Consider the following 23524-nt stretch of genomic DNA (forward strand, 5'->3'; position numbering starts at 1 on the left):
TCGTGTGCACATAAAACAAAACGGGCGGCATGGAAATGCCGCCCGTTTGTCACGTCGGTTTGACGGATATTATTCCGCGGCAGCTTCGGCAGCGGCAGCAGCTGCATCTTCAGCGCGCTGCTTGGCTTCGGCGGCACGTTCCTGTGCCTTCTTGCCGGGCTGCGCCTTGTTCGGGTTGTTGCGGGCCGGGCGCTTGGCAAGACCAGCCTGGTCGAGGAAGCGCAGCACGCGGTCGGTCGGCTGTGCGCCCTGGGCGATCCAGTGGCTCACGCGCTCTTTGTCAAGCTCGACGCGCTTTTCGTCGTCCTTGCCGAGCATCGGGTTCCAGGAGCCGAGCTTTTCGAGGAAGCGGCCGTCACGCGGGCTGCGCGCATCGGCAACGACGATCTGGTAGTAGGGGCGCTTCTTGGAACCGCCACGGGCGAGACGAATTTTCAGTGCCATTTCATTGCTCCTTGCAGGCTTTCTTGACCGCTTCGTTCAAGCGGAATGTGTGGCGCCGGCGTTGCTCGCGGGCTGCGAGCGATCAGCGGCGATTGCTTCATGATGCCGGATGACTTCCTTGATGATGAAGTTCAGGAACTTCTCGGCGAAATCCGGGTCCAGATTGGCATCCTTCGCCAGATGGCGGAGGCGTTCGATCTGGTATTCCTCGCGCGCCGGATCGGCCGGCGGCAATTGATGCTTGGCCTTCAGAACGCCGACCGCCTTGGTGCAGCGGAAACGTTCGGCCAGCATGTGGACGAGCGCGGCATCGATATTGTCGATCGACTGCCGGTAGCCCGCCAATTCCTCTCTGATCTCGGGATCAACCATTTGTCTCGCGATCCTCACTTCTTCTTCGGCAGGCCGGGAAGACCCGGGAAACCGCCACCAAGACCCGGAAGCTTGGCGCCGCCCAGACCGGGCAATCCTCCGCCGCCAAGACTTGGCAGGCCGCCACCGGGCTTTCCGAGGCCGGCGGCCTCGGCCTGCTTCTGCAGGGCTTCGAGCTGCTTGGGGTCGAGTTTCGACAGATCCGGCATGCCGCCGCCGAGCCCGCCCAGGCCCATCTTGTTGGCAAGGCCACCCATCATCTGCTTCATCATACCGCCTTTGCCCTTGCCGCCCATCATCTTCATCATGTCCGCCATCTGGCGGTGCATCTTCAGAAGCTTGTTGATGTCGGCGGCATCGGTGCCGGAGCCGCTAGCGATGCGCTTCTTGCGCGAATGCTTGAGGATGTCCGGATTGGCGCGCTCGGCCTTGGTCATCGAGGAGATGATGGCGAGCTGGCGCTTGAAGAGCGTGTCGTCGAGGCCGGCAGCGGCCATCTTGTCCTTCATGCCGGCCATGCCCGGCATCAGCCCCATGATGCCGCCCATGCCGCCCATCTTCTGCATCTGGCTCAGCTGGTCGGCGAGGTCGTTCAGGTCGAACTTGCCCTTGGCCATCTTGGCGGCCATGGCGGCCGCCTTCTCGGCGTCGATATTCTCGGCCGCCTTCTCGACCAGCGAGACGATGTCACCCATGCCGAGGATGCGGTCGGCAACGCGGCGGGGATGGAACTCCTCGAGCTCGCCCATCTTCTCGCCGACGCCGATCAACTTGATCGGCTTGCCGGTGACGGCGCGCATCGACAGTGCAGCACCGCCCCGGCCATCGCCGTCCATGCGGGTCAGCACGAGGCCGGTGATGCCGACGCGGTCGTCGAAATTGCGGGCAAGATTGACGGCATCCTGACCGGTCAGCGCATCGGCGACGAGCAGGATCTCATGCGGATTGGACTTCCGCTTGATCTCCGCCATCTCGATCATCAGCGGCTCGTCGATATGGGTGCGGCCGGCGGTATCGAGGATGACGATGTCATGGCCGCCGAGCTTGGCCGCCTGCACGGCGCGCGCGGCGATGTCGGTCGGCGACTGGCCGGCGATGATCGGCAGCGTATCGACGCCGGTCTGGACGCCGAGCTGGCGCAACTGCTCCTGCGCAGCCGGACGGCGCGTGTCGAGCGAGGCCATCAGGACCTTCTTCTTGTCCCGCGTCGACATCCGGTTGGCGATCTTGCCGGTCGTCGTCGTCTTGCCGGAGCCCTGGAGGCCGACCATCATGATGACGACCGGGGCCGGAGCATTGAGATCGATAGGCACGCCCTCGGAACCGAGCATCGCGACAAGCTCGTCATGGACGATCTTGACGACCATCTGGCCGGGCTTGATCGACTTCAGGATTTCGGCGCCGACCGCCTTCTCGCGAACCTTCTCGGTGAAGGTACGCACGACATCGAGCGCGACGTCCGCTTCAAGCAGCGCGCGGCGAACCTCCCGGAGCGCCGCGGAAACATCAGCTTCCGACAGGGCGCCGCGGCCGGTCAGTCCATTCAAGATGGAACCAAGACGGTCCTGGAGGCTCTCGAACATTCTCTCTTCCTTCTGGTTTCCGGTTTCACCAATGGTTCAGCCGGAAACGTGGGTTCCCTCGCGCGGAAAACAAGGCGCAAAGCCAAAAACCACCCGAGGGCGCTACGCGCTGTCGGATGTTGACCTCCGGGCTCTCTTTATACCTTTGCGGGGCCCGGTCGGCGGCTTCGAAGTCATCACTTGCGAAGGAATTTGGCCGCGATTAACAGGAAAGCCGGTGAAAAGTCAAGGATCGGCGGCAAATTCGCTTGAGTCCGCTGTCAGGTCAGCACGGCGCCCCGCCCTTCGAGCGCCTCGGCATGCTTGCGCCACCCAGCTTCGTCGCGGCTCAATACGGCGTTTTCGAGGATTTCGACCCGATAGCCGCGGTTAAGCGCGCCGTTGGCGGTGTTCTGGACGCAATGGCAGCCGTCGAGCCCGGTGAGCAGCAAGGTGCCGATCCTGTTCGCGGCCAGATAGCCCTCGAGTTCCGGCGAGGAGAAGCTGTCGCTGAGCGACTTCACCACCTCGAAATCCGGCGACAGCGGCAGTGCGAGACCGAGCCCCTTCGATCCCGGGATTCCCCGCCCCTCGCCAAAAAGCCAGATCATCAGCCTGATGAGCGGCGCGCGGTAGACATGGCGGATGGCGATCACCGGTATTTCGGCTTCGCTCGCCTTCACGGCAGCCGTGCTGATCATGGCAAGGCGCGACTTCAGATAGGCCTCGTCCCATCCGTATTTTCCGCCGATGGAGGTGAAGTCCTTCTGTATGTCGGTGACGAGCAACGCCAGGTTCGGCCGCATGGAAATGTCGATACGCTCGCCAGTGGTCGGCGTATTGGCCCTCCGCACTTCGTACGTCAAGCGGATGGCGAAGAGGGCAACCGCGACGACGATCGCCGCGACCACCGCGAGAACCGGAATCATCCGCCCTCCTCCACGCCCAGTTGGCGCGCCAGTTCCTCGAATGCCGAGTCGACGCGCGCCATCACCCGAAGAGCCACCACCACCTCGGTCTGGTTGATATCCCCGAGGACAGCATGCAGCAGCTCGAGTTCGCGCTGATGAACGGCGTCGAAGAGCTCGCGACCGGCGGCGCTCGGAACGCAGAAAAAGGCTCTGCGATGCTCGGGATTGGGCTTTTTCTCGATCAGCGCCTTTGCGAGCAGACCCGCCGCAATGCGCTGGACGAACTGCCGCTTCATCGACAGCCGCTTTGCCGCCTCCGGCACCGTCAGCGGCTCGTCGCAAAGCACCTCCAGGACGGCACGCTCGGCAACCGTGATCCCCGCGCCATCAAGCATCTTTTCCACCGTCCTGTTGACGTTGAGCTGGATGGGGCGGACAAGCTTGATGGCCTTGTAGAGCCGTTCCTGTTTGTCGAATCGGACGAGCATCGGCGCATATTAGCAATCGAGTTGTCATCTTCAAGAATTTGTTAGGGACTCCCTTGCTGAACCCTGTGAAGAGGCATCAAGCAGGCCTATCTTGTTTCATCGCAACGGCAGCCGAGGACGGCAATGAAGAAAGGTGGCAATCCCTACTACACCGGCCCCGTTTCGGATCATTTCGACGGCGTTCGCTTCTTCAACCCCGGCGGCACCGCGCCGCGCGGCCTCGGCGCTTTCTTGCGCTGGCAGCTTGGCGGCGGCCGCACGAGATGGCCCGCTCACCGCGCCAGTCCGTTCCTGCAGGCAAGACCGGATCTCAATGTCGACGGTGACGGCCTCCGGGTCACGATGGTCGGCCATGCAACGCTCCTGATCCAGGTTGGTGGGCTGAACATCCTGACCGACCCGGTCTGGTCGCATCGCGCAAGCCCCTTCACCTTTGCCGGTCCGCACCGGCGCAACGCACCCGGCATACTCCTGGACGACCTGCCGCCGATCGACGTCGTCCTTGTCACGCACAATCACTACGATCACCTCGACCTCGACACGCTCATGGCATTGAACGAGGAACACGCGCCACGCGTCGTGACACCGCTCGGCAACGACACGATTATCCGGCGTTCGGTTCCGAACGCGCAAATATCCGTTGTCGATTGGGGCGACCGGGTCGAGTTCGACGACGGGATCACTATCCATGCCGAGCCCTGTCACCACTGGTCGGCACGCCGTTCCGGCGACCGGCGCATGGCGCTCTGGGCGGCCTTCGTCATCGAGACCGCGGCCGGCAAGATCTATCATGTCGGCGATACCGGCTTTCACGACGGCATCAACTATCGGGCGGCCCGCGCCAAGCATGGTCCTTTCCGCCTCGCCAATCTGCCGTTCGGCTGCTACGAGCCGCGCTGGTTCATGGCGTCCCAGCACCAGAATCCGGAGGAGGCCGTCAAGGGCATGATCGCCTGCGGCGCCGGACACGTCGCCGGCCATCACTGGGGCACGTTCCGATTGACCAATGAAGGGATCGAAGAGCCGCTGAGAGCGCTGGAGGCGGCACTCGACAGCGCCGGCATCGAACGGGCGCGTTTCCGGGCGATGCGCCCCGGCGAGATCTTCGACGTTCCTGCGACCGCATCGAAGGCCGAATGAAGCCGGCACTGGTAATTTCCGGGCTTTTCCGCCATATACAGCGCGAATGAAGGACGCCTCCCCGAAGCGGAGGCCAGTTTGGACAATCGCGACATGGCCGACAACGTGCAATTTGCCAGGATGAACGGGCTTGGAAACAAGATCCTCGTCGTCGACATGCGCGGCCGCAAGGATCGCGTCACGCCTCATGCCGCGGTCGCGCTCAATGCCGATCCGGCAACCGAGTTCGACCAGATCATGGCGATCCACGATGCGAAGGCCGCCGGCACCGATGCCTGGATCGACATCATCAATTCCGACGGATCGATGGCGCAGGCCTGCGGCAACGGCACCCGTTGCGTCGTCCAGGCCTTGGCGGCCGAGACCGGCAAAAAGGCTTTCCTCTTCCACACTGTTGCGGGCCTCCTCGAAGCCAGGGAGCATGAGGACGGCACGATCTCGGTCGACATGGGAAGCCCGCGTTTCGGCTGGAACGAAATCCCCCTCGCCGAAGAATTCCACGACACGCGCCGGATCGAATTGCAGATCGGCCCGATTGACGACCCGGTGCTGCATTCGCCGTCGGTCGCCTCGATGGGCAACCCGCACGCGATCTTCTGGGTCGACAACGACGTCTGGTCCTACGAGCTCGATCGCTTCGGCCCCCTCCTTGAAAATCATCCGATCTTTCCCGAGCGCGCCAATATCTCGATCGCCCGGGTCCGTTCGCGCCACGCGATGGACCTCCGAACCTGGGAGCGCGGCGCAGGGCTGACGCTTGCCTGCGGCTCGGCGGCTTGCGCCGCCGCCGTCAGCGGCGCAAGAACCGGCCGGACGGAAAGGACGGTGACGGTGAACGTTCCGGGTGGGCCGCTCTTCATCGAATGGCGTGAGCGCGACGACCACGTCATCATGACCGGGCCGGCCGAATGGGAATGGTCAGGCACCGTCGATCCCGCGACCGGCGCCTTTCAGCGCGACGGCGCTACGGCTGGCGACAGCGGAGCGCGGGCGCTTTGAGCGGCGTCGAGGTCATAACCTTCGGCTGCCGCCTCAACACCTATGAATCGGAAGTGATGCGGGCCGAAGCCGAGAAGGCGGGGCTGAACAACGCCATTCTCGTCAACACCTGTGCGGTGACCGGCGAGGCCGTGCGCCAGGCGCGCCAGGCGATCCGCCGCGCACGGCGCGACAACCCGCATGCCCGCATCATCGTCACCGGCTGCGCCGCCCAGACCGAGAAGCAAGCCTTTGCCGAGATGGCCGAGGTCGACGCGGTGCTCGGCAACGAGGAGAAGCTCAAGAGCGCCTCCTACCGATCGCTGCCGGATTTCGGCGTCTCGGCCGAAGAGAAGCTCCGCGTCAACGACATCATGAGCGTGCGCGCCACCGCGCCGCAGATGGTGAAGCACATCGACGGGCACGTGCGCGCCTTCATCCAGGTGCAAAACGGCTGCGACCACCGCTGCACCTTCTGCATCATCCCCTATGGTCGCGGCAATTCCCGCTCCGTGCCGATGGGCGCCGTCGTCGATCAGGCCCGCCGGCTCGTCGAGGGCGGTTATCGCGAGATCGTACTGACCGGCGTCGATGCGACGAGCTATGGCGCCGATCTTCCCGGAACACCGACGCTCGGTCTGCTTGCCAAGACGCTGTTGAAGCAGGTTCCGGAAATCCTGCGCCTGCGCCTCTCGTCGATCGACAGCATCGAGGCCGATCGGCATCTGTTCGACCTGATCGCCGGCGAGCCGCGCTTCATGCCGCACCTGCATCTTTCGCTCCAGCACGGCGACGACCTCATTCTGAAGCGGATGAAGCGGCGGCATTCGAGTGCCGATGCGCGTGCCTTCTGCGGCGAGGTCCGCCGCTTGCGGCCCGAGATCAGTTTCGGCGCCGACATGATCGCCGGCTTTCCGACCGAGACAGAGCAGATGTTCGAGAATGCCGCGCGCCTTGCGGAGGGTTGCGGCATCGCGCATCTCCACGTCTTCCCCTATAGCCCGCGCCCCGGAACGCCGGCCGCGCGCATGCCGCAGCTCGATCGCGCACTCGTCAAGGAGCGCGCGGCGCGCCTGCGTGCGAGGGGAGCGGAGCTCTACGCCGCCCATCTCGGTCGTATGATCGGCAGCGAGCAGACGATCCTGGTCGAGATGAACGGGCTGGCGCACACCGAAAACTTCACGCTCGTCGATGCGGCCGGGCTTAAGCCGCGGTCGCTCGTTGCGGTCACAATTACCGGCCACAATGGCAAGCATCTGACGATGCAACAAAAACAGATGGCTGCGGCCTGAGATCCGGACATTCCCATGGCGATTGGTTTCATCAAGAAGATCTTCTCCTTCGGCAAGGGCGCCGTCGAGGAGAAACCTGCGCCGCCGCAGGAGGCACCGGAGGCGGCACCGGATGCGACGATACCCCCCTCTGTTCCTTCGGAAGATCTCCCCGACCAAGCGAGAGAGCCGGCGGCTGAAGCGACCGCCGAGGATCGGACCGCCATCGAGGAGGCGAAGGCTGGCGCAGCGGAGATTGCGCCCTCGGCCGAGCGCGCGGCGAATGAGGTCGGTAGCGGAGAGGTCGATGCAAGCGCCGACACCGCTGCCGACGAAAGCGTTGCGATCGAAGACGAGATCGCCCCACATCCGATCTCCCCCCCTGTGGGGGAGATGCCCGGCAGGGCAGAGGGGGGTGAGCCCCCTTCCGAACACGCCACGCTTCGCGATGAGGCGGCGACACCCCCCTCTGTCCCTTCGGGACATCTCCCCCACAAGGGGGGAGAGCAGGCGGTGGACGATCGCACCGCCCAAGAAGAGACGGCTGGCGGAAACGACCTCGCCGCCTCGACCGAAACCGAAACCGAAGCCGAAGCTACCAAGCACCGGGAGCCCGAGACAAACGCGGACCTCGCTGCCGACGAAGCCGTCGCAATGGACGACGAGAGCGCCGCGATGCCAATCTCCCCCCCTGTGGGGGAGATGCCCGGCAGGGCAGAGGGGGGTGAAGCCTCCTCCGATCGCGCCGCGCTTCGCGATGACGCCGCGACACCCCATTCTATCCCTTCGGTACAGCTCTCCCCCCAGGATGAGACGGCCGCACCCAGCCTGCCCAAGGGCTTCGCCACCTCCGACAAGCGCCCCAAGGAGCAGCCCCCCGCCCCCCAGGCGAAGGTCAACTGGTACCAGCGGCTGCGCCGCGGCCTCGCGCGCACCTCGTCGCAGCTCAGCGGCCAGATCGCCAGCCTCTTCACCAAGAGAAAGCTCGACGAGGCGACGCTGCAGGATCTCGAAGACCTGCTGATCCAGGCCGATCTTGGCGTCGAGACGGCGATGCGCATCACCGATACGCTCGCCTCCGAGCGCTACGGCAAGGATGTCTCCGGCGAGGATGTGTCGCGCATCATGGCCGGCGAGATCACCAAGGTGCTGGCGCCGGTCGCCAAGCCGCTGGAGCTCGATCTCAGCCACAAGCCGCACGTGATCCTCGTCGTCGGCGTCAACGGCACCGGCAAGACGACGACGATCGGCAAGCTCGCCGCCAAGCTTTCCGGCGCCGGCCTGAAAGTGATGCTTGCGGCCGGCGACACCTTCCGCGCCGCCGCGATCGAACAATTGAAGATCTGGGCCGAGCGGACGAAATCCGACATCGTTTCGTCCAAGCTCGGCGCCGACGCGGCCGGCCTTGCCTATGAGGCGTTCCAGCTTGCGCGCGAGAAGAAGTCGGACGTACTGATCATCGACACCGCCGGGCGCCTGCAGAACAAGGCCGAGCTGATGGCGGAACTCGAAAAGATCGTCCGCGTTCTCGGCAAGCTTGACCCCGACGCACCGCATACGGTTCTGCAGACGCTCGACGCGACGACCGGGCAGAATGCCCTGCAGCAGGTCGAGATTTTCCGCAACGTCGCGGGCGTCAGCGGCCTGATCATGACTAAGCTCGACGGCACCGCGCGCGGCGGTATTCTCGTGGCGATCTCCGCCAAGCATAAGCTGCCGGTCTATTTCATCGGCGTCGGCGAGGGCGTCGACGATCTCGAGCCTTTTGAGGCGAAGGACTTCGCCGACGCGATCGCCGGCGTTGCCGCCTGAGGGACAGGCGACCGAGCTTGGAAGAACGGCGGACGCGGCGTTGATATGGTTTTGCCGCAATGCTGGTGTTATGAGCAGCCGAGGGGGCGAGGAAGTAATTTCCGCCCGCGTCCCGCTCCGCTGCACTCTCCTTAAATCGGACCCGATTTAAGGAGAGTGCAGGAACTCAAGTGCTACAGCGACCTTTGCGTGTCTCGTAAGACGCGCGGCGCGGTAGAAGGCGCGATATGCAAGAACAGGATCCGCATATGTCGACAATCGAAGCCGCCAAACCGCGGACAGAGGTGAACCCGCTCCTGAAGCTCGTGCTGGAGCTCGGGCCGCTCATGGTCTTCTTCTTCGCCAATTCCCGCGGCGACTGGCTGGCGAGCCGCTTTCCCGTGCTTGCCGAGCTCGGCGGACCGATCTTCATCGCCACCGGCCTCTTCATGGCGGCAACGGCGATTGCGCTTGTCGCTTCCTGGATGCTGACCCGAACGCTGCCGATGATGCCGCTCGTTTCCGGGATCGTCGTCTTCGTGTTCGGCGCGCTGACGCTATGGCTGCAGAACGATACGTTCATCAAGATGAAGCCGACGATCGTCAACACGCTCTTCGGCGCGATCCTGCTCGGTGGTCTCCTGTTCGGCAAATCCCTGCTCGGCTACGTCTTCCATTCCGCCTTCAAGCTGGATGAGGACGGCTGGCGCAAGCTGACGATCCGCTGGGGTCTGTTCTTCCTCTTCCTCGCCGTGCTGAACGAGCTCGTCTGGCGTACCTTCTCGACGGATTTCTGGGTGGCCTTCAAGGTCTGGGGAACGATGCCGATCACGATTCTCTTCACCCTCGCCCAGATGCCGCTGATCATGAAGCATTCGCTCGAACAGGATAGCGCCGAGTGACGATCGCGGCCGGGACCGACGACAACAGACAGCGCTGGGCCCGGTTCTGGCTGATCGCCTGCCTCGGCGTGGTCGCGATCCAGATATTGACGCAGCATCTTATGGGTCGGCTGTGGATCTGCGAATGCGGCTACGTCAAGCTTTGGGAAGGTGTGGTCAAGTCCAGCGGCAACTCGCAGCACATCACTGACTGGTACACGCCGTCCCACATCATTCACGGCTTCCTGTTCTACGGCCTCGGTCACTTGGCTCTGCGCGGCAAGCCGCTGAGCGCGCGTTTGCTCCTTGCGACCGTCATCGAATCCGCCTGGGAGATTGCCGAAAACACGCCGATGGTGATTAACCGCTATCGTTCGGCGACGATCTCGCTCGACTATTTCGGCGACAGCATCCTCAATTCGACCATGGACACGCTTGCCATGGCTGCAGGATTCCTGCTGGCATCGCGGCTGCCGGTGGCGTTGACGGTCGTGATCGCGATCGTGCTTGAACTCTTCACCGGCTTTATGGTGCGCGACAACCTGACCCTTAACGTGCTGATGCTCCTCTGGCCGCTGGATGCGGTGAAGGCTTGGCAGGCGGGGTTTTAATGTTAACGCGACTTACCCCTCATCCGCCTGCCGGCACCTTCTCCCCGCACGCGGGGAGAAGGAACTTGCGGCGCCCGCTCGCCTTTCCTCACTGAGGCGGCGCGTTGCATGGGTGAGAAGAGCGAGCGGCGAATTTCCAGCCTCTCTCCCTGCAAGCGGTGCGAGAGGGTTTAGTCTAGATGACTAGCACGAGTCTCCTTCGCCCCGCGTGCGGGGAGAAGGTGGCCGGCAGGCCGGATGAGGGGCATGTGCGAAGAGAGCGGCCGCTCACGAGCCCGCCAACGCCTTCTCGATCGCCGGCATGAGCCCTTCCTTGAGGCTCTTCTCATCAAACGGGCCGACGCGCTTGTAGAGGATCGTGCCGTCGGGGCCGACGAGGTAGGATTCTGGGATGCCGTAGACGCCCCAGTCGATCGCGGCCTTGCCGCGCGGATCGATGCCGATCGCCGAAAACGGATTGCCGAGCTCGCCGAGGAAACGCAACGCGTTTTCGTTCTGGTCCTTGTAGTTGATGCCGACGACGAGAAGCCGCGGATCCTTGGAGAGCCCAAGGATGATCGGGTGCTCCTGCCGGCAGGGCACGCACCAGGAAGCCCAGACATTGACGAGCGTCAGCCTGCCCTTGATCGCCGCGTCGTTGAGCGCCGGCATCGGCTGGCCCGCGAGCGTCGCGCCTTCAAGCGGCGGCAGATCGAGCTTCGGCGCCTTCGTGCCGATCAGCGCGGAAGGGATTTCGCTCACATCCTTGCCGGAATTCAGCTGGCTCCAGAAGATCAGTGCCAGTGCCGCGAAGATGATGAGTGGCAGCGCTGCGAAAATGAAACGCATTGTGCCGGGCTTGCGCTCGTCCGGCTGGGGCGCCTGGGTGCTGCTCATCGGCCGGCCCCGCCAGAAGCCTCCGCAGAGCGGCGTCGGATGCCGGCCTCCTCGAGCTCCTTCAACTCACGCTGACGGGCGCGGCCATCGCCGATGACCCAGAACACGAGTCCCGCCACCGTAACGGCGGCGACGGCATAGCTGGCAAAAACGTAAGCCGCGTGGCTCATCATAGTGCCTGTGCCTCCCGGCCGGCGTTCCGAACAGCCTGACGGCGGAGCGAGGTGACCCGGCGGCGCCAGATCTCATTGCGCATCGCGGCGATGTGCAGCGTGAAAAACAGCAGCGTGAAGGCGACCGCCATCATGAGAAGCGGCCACAAGAACTCGGGATCGATCGTCGGCCCACCGAGACGCATGACGCTCGCCGGCTGATGCAGCGTGTTCCACCATTCGACCGAGAACTTGATGATCGGAATGTTGACGAAGCCGACCAGCACGAGCACGGCGGAGACGCGGGCCGAACGGGCAGGATCATCCATGGCGCGATTGAGCGCGATCAGCCCGAGATACATGAGAAAGAGCACGAAGACCGAGGTCAGCCGCGCATCCCAGACCCACCAGGCGCCCCACATCGGCTTCCCCCAGAGCGAACCGGTGACGAGCGCGAGAAAGGTGAAGCAGGCGCCGATCGGCGCCGCCGCCTTGGCGGAAACATCGGCCAGCGGGTGGCGCCAGACGAGCGTGCCGAGCGCGGAGATCGCCATCACCGTGTAACACATCATCGACAGCCAGGCGGCCGGCACATGCACATACATGATGCGCACCGTCTCGCCCTGCTGGTAATCGCCTTCGGTGGTGAAGGACAGCCAGAGGCCAGCGACGAAGAACAGGGCGGTGGTGGCGGCAAACCAGGGCAGCACACGGTCCGCCAGCGCCAGAAACCGGGTGGGATTGGCAAGGTCGCTGAATTTGCGGATAGCCAGGCTGTTTTCGCTCATGACGGCTCTTTAACGCGGAAAGGCCTCTTTCGCAATTGACCCCCATCAATCACGATAGCGTCAAATCGCGCCGATTTCGCGTCTTCGACGCTTTCGGCGGCACCTCTCAATCGGCCGAATGCCTCAGCGCAGAGGCTGCCGCCACCGGACCGATCACCGCGAAGAACAGGGTTATCGCCATCAATATCATGAAAGGCGGCAGAAACGGAGCGGGATCCTCGATCGCCGCATAAACCGCACTGACGCCGAAGATCAGCACGGGGATGGCAAGCGGCAGAACGAGGATCGAGACAAGCAGCCCGCCGCGCGGCAAGGCGACCGCGACCGCGGCACCGACCGCGCCGATGAGGGTGATCGCCGGCGTTCCGGCAAGAAGCGTGAGCATGGTCGCGCCGATCGCCAGCTCGTTCATATTCATGAAGAGGCCGAGCAGCGGCGAGGCGATGACAAGCGGCAGGCCCGTCGCGGCCCAATGAGCCGCGCACTTGACGAACACCGTCAGAATGAGCGGTGTTTCCTGCATCAGCAGGAGATCGAGCGACCCATCCTCGCGCTCCGCCTGGAAAAGACGGTCGAGACCGAGCAGCGAGGCCAGCAGCGCGCCGATCCAGAGCATCGCCGGGCCGATGCGCGACAAGAGATTGAGATCCGGTCCGACCCCGAAAGGGACGACGGCAACGACCGTCATGAAGAACAGCACCCCGATCATAGCGCCGCCGCCGGCGCGCACCGAGAGTTTGAGGTCGCGGAAGAAGAGGGCGATCAATGCGCGAACCCCTTCATCTGCAAACTCTGCGTCGACCCGAGCCCCAGTGGCTGATGGGTGGCGGCAATGAGGATGCCGCCGCGTTCGAGATGAGCCGTCACTAGCCCGGCGAACAGCCTGTCCGCCCCCGCATCGAGCGCGGCGGTCGGCTCATCGAGCAACCAGATCGGTCGATAGGCGACGAGAAGCTTGGCCATTGCCATGCGCCGCTGCTGACCGGCCGAAAGATAGCCGAAGGGCAGGTGCGTGATGCCGGCAAGACCGACGGCTTCGACGGCCGCGGCGATGTCGACGCCGGAGCCCCCAGGCGAATCACCCATGAAATGCTGCCAGAAGGAAAGATTTTCCCGAACGGTCAGTTCCCGCTTCATTGCATTGCGATGGCCGAGGTAGTGGCTGAGCTCGTAGGGATGGGCGAATTCCGCTGGTCCGCCCTCGATTCTGAGCCTGCCCGATTCGGCCCGCAAGAGACCCGCAAGAACGCGAAGCAAGGTCGACTTGCCGGAGCCGTTCGGACCCGTCACCACAAGGGCCTCCCCAGGCCCGAGCGCAAAGGAAATATCGTTAAAAATCAGGTCCTCGCCGCGCCTCGCACTCAAACCTTCAGCCAGCAGGCGCATGTATTTTCAGCTTCCCTTGACGCTCTTTGCCGCACAGCAAAAAAAGTTCCGATTGAACCTTGGTTGGTCTGGCACCATCTGGAGAAATTATCTATAACGCGGCCAACACGCCAGCGGTCGGCGTGAATTTCATCCAAGCGCCGAACATGGAATGACATTCCACGTACGGACAGCGGAAATGGCCGCACCCGCATCCCATTTCGCGCTTCACAAGCGCTCGGGCGTTCGTACGTCAGCTTTTGGCGATCAGACGGAACGGGGTATTATCCAGTGTCCAAATCCCTAGACAGCTTCAATTGTCGCTCCACGCTCACCGTCAACGGCGTGGATTATGTCTATTACAGCCTTCCGAAGGCGGAAGCGAACGGCCTCGCCGGCGTTTCGAAGCTTCCCTATTCGATGAAGGTGCTGCTGGAAAACCTGCTGCGCAATGAGGATGACCGCTCGGTCACCAAGAAGGACATCGAGAACGTCGCCGCATGGCTCAGCGACAAGGGCACCGCGGAAAACGAAATCGCCTACCGTCCGGCACGCGTTTTGATGCAGGACTTCACCGGCGTTCCGGCCGTCGTCGACCTCGCGGCCATGCGCGACGCGATGGTCTCGCTCGGCGGCGATCCGGAGAAGATCAACCCCCTCGTCCCCGTCGACCTCGTCATCGACCACTCGGTCATCGTCGACGAATTCGGCACGCCTCAGGCCTTTGCCCGCAACGTCGAGTTGGAATACCAGCGCAATGGTGAACGCTACCGCTTCCTGAAGTGGGGCCAGCAGGCCTTCAAGAACTTCCGCGTCGTGCCGCCCGGCACCGGCATCTGTCACCAGGTCAATCTGGAATATCTCGGCCAGACGGTCTGGACCCGCGAAGAGAACGGCGAAGTCACCGCCTACCCCGACACCTGCGTCGGCACCGACAGCCACACCACCATGATCAACGGCCTCGGCGTGCTCGGCTGGGGCGTCGGCGGCATCGAGGCGGAAGCCGCGATGCTCGGCCAGCCGGTCTCCATGCTTCTGCCGGAAGTCATCGGCTTCAAGCTGACCGGCAAGCTCAAGGAAGGCGTCACCGCAACCGATCTCGTGCTGACGGTCGTCCAGATGCTGCGCAAGAAGGGCGTGGTCTCGAAGTTCGTCGAATTCTTCGGCCCCGGTCTCGACAACATGACGCTCGCCGACCGCGCGACCATCGGCAACATGGGTCCGGAATACGGCGCGACCTGCGGTTTCTTCCCGGTCGATGCCGAAACGATCAACTATCTCACCATGTCCGGCCGTGAAGAGCAGCGGATCGCGCTGGTCGAAGCCTATTCGAAGGCTCAAGGCATGTGGCGCGAAGGCGACGGCTCCGATCTCGTCTTCACCGACACGCTGGAACTTGACCTCGGCGACGTGGTGCCGTCGATGGCCGGCCCCAAGCGCCCGGAAGGCCGCATCGCGCTCGAAAACATCGCCTCCGGCTTCGCAACCGCGCTCGAAGGCGACTACAAGAAACCCGGCCAGCTTGCGAACCGCTATGCGGTCGAAGGCACGGATTTCGACATCGGCCACGGTGACGTTGCGATCGCAGCCATCACCTCCTGCACCAACACCTCGAACCCGTCGGTACTGATCGCCGCCGGCCTCTTGGCGCGCAACGCGGTCGCCAAGGGCCTGAAGACGAAGCCGTGGGTCAAGACCTCGCTCGCACCCGGATCGCAGGTCGTCGGTGAATATCTGGCGAAGTCCGGCCTGCAGGCCGACCTCGACAAGCTCGGCTTCAACCTGGTCGGCTTCGGCTGCACCACCTGCATCGGCAACTCCGGACCGCTGCCGGGTCCGATCTCGAAGACGATCAACGACAAGGGCTTGATCGCCGCCGGCGTTCTCTCCGGCAACCGCAACTTCGAGGGCCGCATCTCGCCGGACGTCCAGGCGAACTACCTCGCCTCGCCGCCGCTCGTCGTCGCCTACGCGCTTGCCGGCACGGTCCAGAAGGACCTGACCAAGGAGCCGATCGGCGAGGACAAGGACGGCAAGCCGGTCTACTTGAAGGACATCTGGCCGACCTCGCAGGAAATCCAGGACTTCATCTTCAAATATGTCACCCGCGAACTCTACGCGACGAAATATGCGGACGTGTTCAAGGGCGATGCCAACTGGCAGGCGGTTCAGGTTCCGGCCGGGCAGACCTATGCCTGGGACGAGGCTTCCACCTATGTCCAGAACCCGCCCTACTTTGTCGGCATGGGCAAGAGGGGCGCCGGCATTTCCGACATCAAGGGCGCCCGCGTCCTCGGCCTCTTCGGCGACAAGATCACCACTGACCACATTTCGCCGGCCGGTTCGATCAAGGCCCAATCTCCGGCAGGCTCCTACCTGCTCGGGCATGGCGTCGGCGTCGCCGACTTCAACCAGTACGGCACGCGTCGCGGCAATCATGAGGTGATGATGCGCGGCACCTTCGCCAACATCCGCATCCGCAACCACATGCTCGGCCCGAACGGCAAGGAAGGTGGCTACACCATCCACTATCCATCGAAGGAGGAGATGTCGATCTACGATGCCGCCATGCAGTACAAGGAAGAGGGCGTTCCGCTCGTCATCTTCGCCGGTGTCGAATACGGCAACGGTTCCTCGCGAGACTGGGCAGCCAAGGGCACCAACCTGCTCGGCGTCAAGGCGGTGATCGCCCAATCCTTCGAGCGCATCCACCGCTCGAACCTCGTCGGCATGGGTGTCATCCCCTTCGTCTTCGAAGAAGGCATGACCTGGGAATCGCTGGGTCTCAAGGGCGACGAGGTCGTGACGATCGACAACCTCGTCAATGTCCAGCCGCGCGAAAGGCGCGTGGCCCGGATCACCTATGGCGACGGCTCGGTCAAGGAAGTTCCGCTGATCTGCCGCATCGACACGCTTGACGAAGTCACCTACGTCAACAACGGCGGCATCCTGCAGACGGTTCTGCGCGACCTCGCAGCCTGAGTCTGCTGACCGTCTTAAGGCTTGAGAGCCGGGGCATCGAATGGTGCCCCGGCTTTTTCACGTCCCCGTACCGGTAAGCGGCGAAATGCTCACTCCAACGTGACTTTCCGTTGAAGAACGGCCGTCGTATGTATGAATTCCAGCATTCGAGCCTGCCCATAACAAAGTGACGTCATGACATTCGCCTTTAGAACAACCATCCGGCGTCTCGCCCTGACGTTAGGGATTCTGGGAGCAGGCTGCGGAGCGGTTGCGGCGGACGACGGGAAAACAATCAAGGGCGTCGTTGAACTCTTCACCAGCCAGGGCTGCTCCTCCTGTCCGCCGGCGGATGCGGCGCTCAAGAAGCTCGTCGATGAGGGCGACGTCGTCGCGCTCGCCTATCACGTCGACTACTGGAATTATCTCGGCTGGGCAGACACGCTCGCTTCCAAGGAAAATACCGAACGGCAATATGCCTATGCCCGCATGCTCGGCCGCAACGGCGTCTATACGCCGCAGGCGGTCCTCAACGGGCGCGACCATCTCAACGGCGCCAATCTGCAGGCGATCAGGAGCCGGCTCGACGCGATGAACGCGGAGGGCCGGGGACTGGCCGTGCCGGTCCAGGCGGCGATTGGCGACGATGGAATCTCGATCAAGGTCGGGGCCGGCGAAGGCAAGGCAAATGTCGTCGTCGTCTATTTCGAGCGGGCCAAGGTGGTCGATGTCGAGAAAGGCGAAAACAGCGGCAAACAGATCGCCTATTGGCATGCCGTACGCGACATACAGACGATCGGCATGTGGGATGGCAAGCCGGCCGAGTTCACGTTGCCCGCCTCCGTCCTGATCGAGGGAAATGGCAACAGCGGCTGCGCCGTCCTGCTGCAATCGATGAAGGATGCGGAAACGCCGGGAGCCATTATCGGAGCGGCAGCGGTTCTTGCCGGCCCGCAGGGCAAGCTCTGAACCCGATGATTGAGACGGAGGGTGGTTCGGCCCGGCAGCATCGAGGGGCTGGGGCTGAGGGTTCGAAGTTACCGGACCGAACCGGTCATGTCTGCGTTCGTAATATCTCCCGCAGCATGACGACCTGTCCGGACATACGGTGGCAACGACTCTGTCCGGCAGCGGTCGAAGTTTTGCCGTGAATTGGGGCGCCGATTTGACTGAATTGCGGCAAGGACAAGAATTGCCGGCATTGTTCACCGGCTTCCGGCTTGCTTTTCCGTTCGTGTCAGGCACACTGTCGTGGTCCTGTCACATCAGAAGGCCAAAATGCTGATGACCGATCAACCGGATTTACCGGAAGGCGAAACGCGTCGCCAGGGCCAGACCACATCACAAGTGGTCGATTTTCACGAATACAAGAACGCCAGGAATCCCCCTCCCGTTACATTTCATCGCCGCGAGCTGGACCAGATTTTGCGGGTCTATGGCCGCATGGTCGGCGAGGGCGAATGGCGCGACTATGCGATCGACCACACGAAGGATCGAGCTGTTTTCTCCGTGTTCAAGCGATCGGGGGAAACGCCGCTCTATCGGATCGAGAAAAACCCGAAGCTTGCGGCAAAGCAGGGCGCCTACTGCGTGCTCAACGCCCATGGCACGATATTGAAGCGCGGCCATGAACTTGCCCTGGTGCTCAAGGTGTTCGACAAGGTCCTGAAGCTCGTCGAGACCTGACTCGACATCTCCTTTGGATTTGCCCCTCATCCGCCTGCCGGCACCTTCCCGCGCAGGCGGGCGAAGGGACTCGCGGGCTGCGCCAATGCCAGTCCCTCTCCCACCTGTGGGGAGAGGGTTAGGGTGAGGGGCCAATTCAACCCCGGACTCGTCAGTTCCGGTGGAGCGTATCCGGATAGACGCCCTCGTCCGGGTCCGAGGCTGCTCCGTCTCCGAGCGCGAGCTGCATGATCGCCGTGTCGAGCCAGCGGCCGTGCTTGAACCCGGTCGCCTTCATGAACCCCTGATGCTCGAAGCCGAGCGCGCGATGCAATGCGATCGATGACGGGTGCGCGCCGCCGATCACCGCCACCATCTGGCGGAAGCCAAGCGCGGTGCATCGCTTGACCAGCTCCGCGAGCAAGGCCCTGCCGACGCCTTTGCCCCGGGCTTCCGGCGCCAGATAGATGGAATCCTCGACCAGGAACCGATAGGCCGTCCGCGTGCGGAATGCGGAAGCATAGGCGTAGCCGACGATCGCTCTGCCGTAGTCCTCCTGTGCCACGATGTAGGGATAGCCGCTGCCGGTTATCGTCGAAAAGCGGAGCGCCATCTCCGCCTCGGAAGGCGGCGTTACCTCGTAGGTCGCCACGCCGTTCAAGACGGACTCGCGGTAGATTTCGGTAATTGCGGGAAGATCGGCAGCGACGGCGTCGCGGAGAGTGACAGACATGGGACTTCGTGATGTTGGCTTATCCCGATCAGATCGCATGGATCGGACGAGGCGATCAAGGCCGTCCTACTGTGCGGTTCTTTGAATCGGAGGCAGTTCAGGTGTTACGGCGATCGCTGCGCATCTGAAAGGACCCGCGGCGCTACTGCATGTTTCCACAAACCGTAACCGATTTAATGACAAAAACATGCAGCAATTCAAAGTACTACAGCTTCCTTTGTGCGTCTGAAAAGACGCACGGCGCTGTAGGGCAACAAAAAAGGCGGCCGAAGCCGCCTTTTTTGTGAATGCGCCTCGACTACTCGTTCCTGTTGCCCAGGAACTGCAGCAGGAACATGAACAGGTTGATGAAGTCGAGATAGAGCGTCAGGGCGCCCATGATGGCCTTGCGGCCAGCAACCGCGACGTCATCGGCCTCAAAGTACATTTCCTTGATCTTCTGCGTGTCGTAGGCGGTCAGGCCGGCGAAGACGAGCACGCCGATCACCGAAATCGCGAAGGCGAACGCGGAAGACGCCAGGAAGATGTTGACGATCGACGCGATGATCAGGCCGAAGAGGCCCATGATCAGGAACGTGCCGAAGCCCGACAGGTCCTTCTTCGTCGTGTAGCCGTAAAGCGACAGGGCGCCGAAGGAGGCGGCCGTGACGAAGAACGTCTGCACGATGCTCTGGCCGGTGAAGACCAGGAAGATCGAGGACAGCGAGAGCCCCATCAAGGCGGCGTAGATCCAGAACGTCGTCTGCGCTGCGGAGACGCTCATCGAATTGATGCGGAAGCTCATGAAGAAGACCAGCGCCAGCGGCGCCAGCATCACGACCCACTTCAAGGGCGAAGCGTAGATGAGCTGGGCGAATGCCGGATTGGAGACGGCAAGCGCATAGGTTCCGTAAGCTGCTACACCTGTGATCGCCAGCCCGAGAGCCATCAGGTTGTAGACCTTCAGCATGTAAGCGCGAAGGCCTTCGTCGATCACGGCACCCGCCTGAGCGCCGGCGGGCGACATTCGGGTTTGGTAGTTTCTCAGATCAGCCATTGTTTCCTCATTTAAGCCCCGGTTGAAGTGACGGTGTCGGGCGCGGTAAGTGTTTGTCCTTCAAGCGCCCAGGCGCCGCTGCGGGGCTCCAGCATGCCTGTGGACAATATGATGTCGAAAGCCGTCAGGCACAAGACCTGGAGGGGCCGGAATCGCGCAAAGCCGGGCCTTGAACCATCAAACAAGGGTGATTTACGGTTAATCGCCGCCCTCACAATTCGCGCAGCACCGGAGCGGCCTTCTGGCCGAGAATACGCCAGGTTCCGGCAAGTCCGATGCCGACGGTCATGACGAGTGCGACGACGATCGTGGCGACCGCGACATCCGGGAGGAAGTCGGACGGCAGGGTCATCACGCGGCTGACGACGAACCAGGCGGAGACGCCCCCGGCAAACAGCGCGAAAACGGCGGTTGCGAGGCCGAGAATGATGTATTCGTAACTGAAGGCGCGGATGAGCGTGCCGCGCGTGGCACCCAGTGTCTTCAACACCACCGCGTCGTGAATGCGTGCACGATTGCCGGCGGCGAGCGCCCCCGCAAGAACAAGAACCGACGCGATAAGGGCAACGGCCGCGGCGGCGCGGATGGCCGTTGCAAGCTGCGCGAGAAGCGTATTGACGATATCGAGCGCATCCTTGACGCGCACGCTGGTGATCGTCGGATAGGTATTGGTGACCGACTTCAGCACAGCCGCCTCCTCCTTGGCCGTGGCATCCGGATCGATGACGGTTGCGAGCCAGGCGTGCGGCGCACCGGCAAAGGTGTTCGGCGAGAAGACCATGACGAAGTTGATCGACAGCGATTCCCACTCGACGTTGCGGAAATTGACAATCTTCGCGGTGACGTTGCGGCCGAGCACGTTGACGGTCACCGTGTCGCCGAGTTTCAGGCCGAGTTCACGAGCTTCCTCTGCCGAGAACGAAACCAGCGGTTCGCCCTGGTAGTCCTCGGGCCACCAGGTGCCTTCGGTGAGCGCCGAGTTCTCCGGCCGATTTTTGGCATAGGTGATGCCACGGTCGCCGCGCAGTACCCATTGCCCGCCGGGCGGTACGTTGCGGCTGTTCACGTCCTCGCCGTTGAACGCCACGATGCGCCCGCGCAGCATCGGCACTTCGACGACCTTGCCCTTTGGCATCGCTTGGGAAAGCAGCGACCGGAAGCCTTCGATCTCGCTTCCCTGGATGTCGACGAAGAAGAAATTGGGCGCCCGCTCGGCCATGTCACCTGTGAGTTCGCGCCGAAGATTGCCGTCGATCAGCGCCAGCGTCACGAGAAGCGCGAGACCGAGACCGAGAGAAAGCACGACTGACGGCGTCAGGGCGCCGGGCCGATGGATATTGCCGATCGCCAATCTCAGCGCCGGTGAGTTCACCCGCGGGCTGCGCCGCGCGAGCCAGGAAATGAGCCACGACACGCCGCGCAGCAGAATGAAGGCAAAGGCGATTGCGCCGAGGAAGATCAGCGAAATGCTGCGATCGTACGCCGTCCAGACGGCAAGTCCGGCGAGCGCCGCAAGGCAGGCAAGCGCCCCTGCGAGATAGGGCCAGGCCGGAAAGCCGGTGGGATCGAACCCCTGTTGCCGGAAAAGCGCCGTTGCCGGCACCCGGCGCGCGCGGCCAAGCGGCAGGATGGCAAAGGCGAGCGCCGTCAGCAGGCCGAAAAGCGCCGCAAGGCCGAGCGCCGACGGGTAGAGCTGGAACGACGTCGGGACGGGCAGCACATCGGCGAGGAACTGGGCCGCGACGAAGGGGATCAGGGCGCCGAAAACGAGGCCGATGCCGATGCCGATCAGCGCAATCATCAGGATCTGCGCGAGGTAGACCATTGCGACCAGTGACGCCGGGGCGCCGAGGCACTTGAAGGTTGCGATGACGCTGCGCTTTCCATCGAGATAGGCGCGCACGGCATTGGCGACGCCCACGCCACCGACGATCAGCGCCGTCAGGCCGACGAGCGTCAGGAACTGCGAGAAACGCGTGATATTGGCGTTGAGCGACGGGGCGGCATTGCCGCTCGTCCGGATCGACCATCCGGCCGACGGGAATCGCTTCTCCGCCTCGGAGCGAACGGATGCGACGCGCTGAGGATCGGCAAGCCTGACCTTGTAGCCGTGCTCGACGAGGCTGCCGGTCTGCACCAGGCCCGAGGCGGCGAGTGCCTCCGCCGAGACCATCAGCCGCGGCGCAAAACCGAACCCGTCGGAAAGCGAGTCCGGCTCCCGGACGATCGTGGCATTGATGCGAACCCGCGCATTGCCGAGCAGGATTTCTTGTCCGGACCCGATACCTAAACGCTCCAGAAGCAGCGGCGCGGCCACCGCGCCGAACACTTCCCCCTGTTTCGACAAGAGTTCGGCGAGCGGCCTCACCGGTTCGCTTTCGAAAGTGCCGTAGAGCGGGTAGGCATCGTCGACGGCCTTCAACTCGACGAGCGCCTGGTTGGAGCCATCGGGGAGCCGCGCCATGGAGCGCAGGCCCGAGGAAACGGAGACGCTGCCGAGACTGTCGAGGAAGGCGCGCTCCTCGGCCGTCGTCACGCGATTGTTGAGTTCGAAGCGAATATCGCCGGCAAGCAGCTCCTGCCCTTGCGACGCGATCGTCGCGCTGATCGACTGCGAGAGGGAATTGACGCCGGCGATCGCCGCCGTGCCGAGCGCGATGCAGGCAAGGAAGATGTAGAAGCCCTTGAGCCCGCCGCGCATTTCGCGCAACGCCAGTCGGAGGGCGAGAAGCGGGCGAAAGCGGCTGATTGCGCCCGTCTCGCTCATGCCGACGCCGCCTCCTGGTGAACGGAAGCGGCCCTCGATTCGGGATGTCCGCCGGAGACGATCTCGCCGGAGCGCACCTGAACCTGCCGCGCGCAGCGTCCGGCAAGCGCGGCATCATGCGTAACGAGAACCAGCGTCATGCCGCGTTCGCGCTGTTCCGCAAAAAGAAGATCGGCGATCTGCCGACCCGTCTCGGCGTCCAGATTGCCGGTCGGTTCGTCGGCGATCAGCAGCTTCGGTGACGGCGCCAACGCTCGGGCGATCGCGACGCGCTGCTGCTCGCCGCCTGACAGCTGCCCCGGATAATGCGTCAGCCGATCGCCCAGGCCGACTGCGACAAGTTCCTGGCGCGCGACGTCGAAGGCGTTGCGGACATTCGCAAGCTCAAGCGGTACCGCGACGTTTTCAAGTGCGGTCATATTGGGGATGAGGTGAAAGGACTGGAAGACGATACCGACGTTGCGACCCCGGAAATCCGCAAGCCTGTCCTCGCTCAGGCCGTGCAGGGGCGTGCCGTCGATGACGATTTCGCCGCTGTCCAGCCGCTCCAGGCCGGCAAGAACCATCAGCAGTGTCGATTTTCCCGATCCGGACGGGCCGACGATCCCGACGGATTCGCCGGCGTCGACTGTGAGGCTCACGCCTTTCAGCACATGGACCGCAGCCGCGGCCTCGCCAAGAGTCAGGTCGGCATTTTTCAGCTCGATGATGGTTCTTGCCACGCGCAAACAG

General features: G+C 63.3%; 23 protein-coding genes. 9 read left to right on the forward strand and 14 right to left on the reverse strand.

Annotated features, from left to right (window positions below; translation table 11 throughout):
- Positions 1 to 69 precede the first annotated feature (69 nt).
- The 5 genes from rpsP to RB548_RS17840 all read right to left on the reverse strand — a co-directional run bounded on the left by rpsP (position 70) and on the right by RB548_RS17840 (position 3777).
- Entirely contained in the window at positions 70 to 444 is a 375-nt protein-coding gene (gene rpsP, locus RB548_RS17820; RefSeq protein ID WP_331372546.1) for a 30S ribosomal protein S16, read from the reverse strand.
- Positions 445 to 480: 36 nt separating this feature from the next.
- Positions 481 to 816, reverse strand: a complete 336-nt coding sequence (locus tag RB548_RS17825) for a chorismate mutase (RefSeq protein WP_331372547.1) — start codon at positions 814 to 816, stop codon at positions 481 to 483.
- Positions 817 to 830: 14 nt separating this feature from the next.
- Positions 831 to 2399 carry a signal recognition particle protein gene (gene ffh, locus RB548_RS17830; protein WP_331372548.1) on the reverse strand — a complete coding sequence of 523 codons (1569 nt, stop codon included), beginning with the start codon at positions 2397 to 2399 and terminating at the stop codon, positions 831 to 833.
- Between the two features lie 260 nt (positions 2400 to 2659).
- The gene (locus RB548_RS17835) at positions 2660 to 3307 is read right to left on the reverse strand and encodes a cysteine hydrolase (RefSeq protein WP_331372549.1); all 648 of its coding nucleotides are present in this window, start codon (positions 3305 to 3307) and stop codon (positions 2660 to 2662) included.
- Positions 3304 to 3777 (reverse strand): MarR family winged helix-turn-helix transcriptional regulator, encoded by a 474-nt coding sequence (locus tag RB548_RS17840; protein ID WP_331372550.1) that lies wholly within the window; start codon positions 3775 to 3777, stop codon positions 3304 to 3306. Before RB548_RS17840 ends, RB548_RS17835 begins: the two co-directional genes overlap by 4 nt.
- A gap of 123 nt (positions 3778 to 3900) precedes the next feature.
- Between RB548_RS17840 and RB548_RS17845 the strand changes: the two genes are divergently transcribed.
- From RB548_RS17845 to RB548_RS17870, 6 genes are all read left to right on the forward strand, one after another.
- Positions 3901 to 4917 carry an MBL fold metallo-hydrolase gene (locus tag RB548_RS17845; protein WP_331372551.1) on the forward strand — a complete coding sequence of 339 codons (1017 nt, stop codon included), beginning with the start codon at positions 3901 to 3903 and terminating at the stop codon, positions 4915 to 4917.
- A 93-nt stretch (positions 4918 to 5010) separates the two neighbouring features.
- The gene (gene dapF, locus RB548_RS17850; RefSeq protein ID WP_331375007.1) at positions 5011 to 5916 is read left to right on the forward strand and encodes a diaminopimelate epimerase; all 906 of its coding nucleotides are present in this window, start codon (positions 5011 to 5013) and stop codon (positions 5914 to 5916) included.
- Positions 5913 to 7187, forward strand: coding sequence for a tRNA (N(6)-L-threonylcarbamoyladenosine(37)-C(2))-methylthiotransferase MtaB (mtaB, locus tag RB548_RS17855; RefSeq protein ID WP_331372552.1), 1275 nt, complete (start codon positions 5913 to 5915; stop codon positions 7185 to 7187). The genes dapF and mtaB overlap by 4 nt, the downstream gene beginning before the upstream one ends.
- Before the next feature lie 234 nt (positions 7188 to 7421).
- Positions 7422 to 8978, forward strand: coding sequence for a signal recognition particle-docking protein FtsY (gene ftsY, locus RB548_RS17860; protein ID WP_408642421.1), 1557 nt, complete (start codon positions 7422 to 7424; stop codon positions 8976 to 8978).
- 248 nt (positions 8979 to 9226) lie between these two features.
- On the forward strand, positions 9227 to 9859 hold the full coding sequence (locus RB548_RS17865) for a septation protein A (RefSeq protein WP_331372554.1): 633 nt from the start codon (positions 9227 to 9229) through the stop codon (positions 9857 to 9859).
- Positions 9856 to 10449, forward strand: coding sequence for a DUF2585 domain-containing protein (locus RB548_RS17870; RefSeq protein WP_331372555.1), 594 nt, complete (start codon positions 9856 to 9858; stop codon positions 10447 to 10449). Before RB548_RS17865 ends, RB548_RS17870 begins: the two co-directional genes overlap by 4 nt.
- Positions 10450 to 10716: 267 nt before the next feature.
- On the opposite strand, the gene RB548_RS17875 is transcribed toward RB548_RS17870, so the two are convergent.
- The 5 genes from RB548_RS17875 to ccmA all read right to left on the reverse strand — a co-directional run bounded on the left by RB548_RS17875 (position 10717) and on the right by ccmA (position 13651).
- Entirely contained in the window at positions 10717 to 11325 is a 609-nt protein-coding gene (locus RB548_RS17875; protein ID WP_331372556.1) for a DsbE family thiol:disulfide interchange protein, read from the reverse strand.
- On the reverse strand, positions 11322 to 11498 hold the full coding sequence (ccmD, locus tag RB548_RS17880) for a heme exporter protein CcmD (protein WP_331372557.1): 177 nt from the start codon (positions 11496 to 11498) through the stop codon (positions 11322 to 11324). Before ccmD ends, RB548_RS17875 begins: the two co-directional genes overlap by 4 nt.
- Entirely contained in the window at positions 11495 to 12265 is a 771-nt protein-coding gene (locus RB548_RS17885) for a heme ABC transporter permease (RefSeq protein ID WP_331372558.1), read from the reverse strand. The genes ccmD and RB548_RS17885 overlap by 4 nt, the downstream gene beginning before the upstream one ends.
- A gap of 106 nt (positions 12266 to 12371) precedes the next feature.
- Positions 12372 to 13031: a heme exporter protein CcmB gene (ccmB, locus tag RB548_RS17890; RefSeq protein WP_331372559.1), complete on the reverse strand. Its 660-nt coding sequence runs from the start codon at positions 13029 to 13031 to the stop codon at positions 12372 to 12374.
- A complete protein-coding gene (ccmA, locus tag RB548_RS17895) occupies positions 13028 to 13651 on the reverse strand; it encodes a heme ABC exporter ATP-binding protein CcmA (RefSeq protein ID WP_331372560.1) in 624 nt (207 codons plus the stop codon). The genes ccmB and ccmA overlap by 4 nt, the downstream gene beginning before the upstream one ends.
- Before the next feature lie 270 nt (positions 13652 to 13921).
- On the opposite strand from ccmA, the gene acnA reads away from it, so the two are divergent.
- The 3 genes from acnA (at position 13922) to RB548_RS17910 (ending at position 18277) form a co-directional block, all read left to right on the forward strand.
- Entirely contained in the window at positions 13922 to 16612 is a 2691-nt protein-coding gene (gene acnA / locus RB548_RS17900) for an aconitate hydratase AcnA (RefSeq protein ID WP_331372561.1), read from the forward strand.
- A gap of 174 nt (positions 16613 to 16786) precedes the next feature.
- The gene (locus RB548_RS17905; RefSeq protein WP_331372562.1) at positions 16787 to 17560 is read left to right on the forward strand and encodes a DUF1223 domain-containing protein; all 774 of its coding nucleotides are present in this window, start codon (positions 16787 to 16789) and stop codon (positions 17558 to 17560) included.
- 309 nt (positions 17561 to 17869) lie between these two features.
- A complete protein-coding gene (locus RB548_RS17910; RefSeq protein WP_331372563.1) occupies positions 17870 to 18277 on the forward strand; it encodes a DUF2794 domain-containing protein in 408 nt (135 codons plus the stop codon).
- Positions 18278 to 18428: 151 nt separating this feature from the next.
- Here the strand turns inward: RB548_RS17910 and RB548_RS17915 are convergent, their stop codons facing one another.
- From RB548_RS17915 to RB548_RS17930, 4 genes are all read right to left on the reverse strand, one after another.
- The gene (locus tag RB548_RS17915) at positions 18429 to 18989 is read right to left on the reverse strand and encodes a GNAT family N-acetyltransferase (RefSeq protein ID WP_331372564.1); all 561 of its coding nucleotides are present in this window, start codon (positions 18987 to 18989) and stop codon (positions 18429 to 18431) included.
- 298 nt (positions 18990 to 19287) lie between these two features.
- Positions 19288 to 20025, reverse strand: coding sequence for a Bax inhibitor-1/YccA family protein (locus RB548_RS17920; protein ID WP_331372565.1), 738 nt, complete (start codon positions 20023 to 20025; stop codon positions 19288 to 19290).
- A 211-nt stretch (positions 20026 to 20236) separates the two neighbouring features.
- Positions 20237 to 22792, reverse strand: coding sequence for an ABC transporter permease (locus RB548_RS17925; RefSeq protein ID WP_331372566.1), 2556 nt, complete (start codon positions 22790 to 22792; stop codon positions 20237 to 20239).
- On the reverse strand, positions 22789 to 23514 hold the full coding sequence (locus RB548_RS17930) for an ABC transporter ATP-binding protein (protein WP_331372567.1): 726 nt from the start codon (positions 23512 to 23514) through the stop codon (positions 22789 to 22791). The genes RB548_RS17925 and RB548_RS17930 overlap by 4 nt, the downstream gene beginning before the upstream one ends.
- Between the last annotated feature and the right edge of the window lie 10 nt (positions 23515 to 23524).

It is taken from the genome of Sinorhizobium chiapasense (assembly GCF_036488675.1).
GTDB lineage: Bacteria > Pseudomonadota > Alphaproteobacteria > Rhizobiales > Rhizobiaceae > Sinorhizobium > Sinorhizobium chiapasense.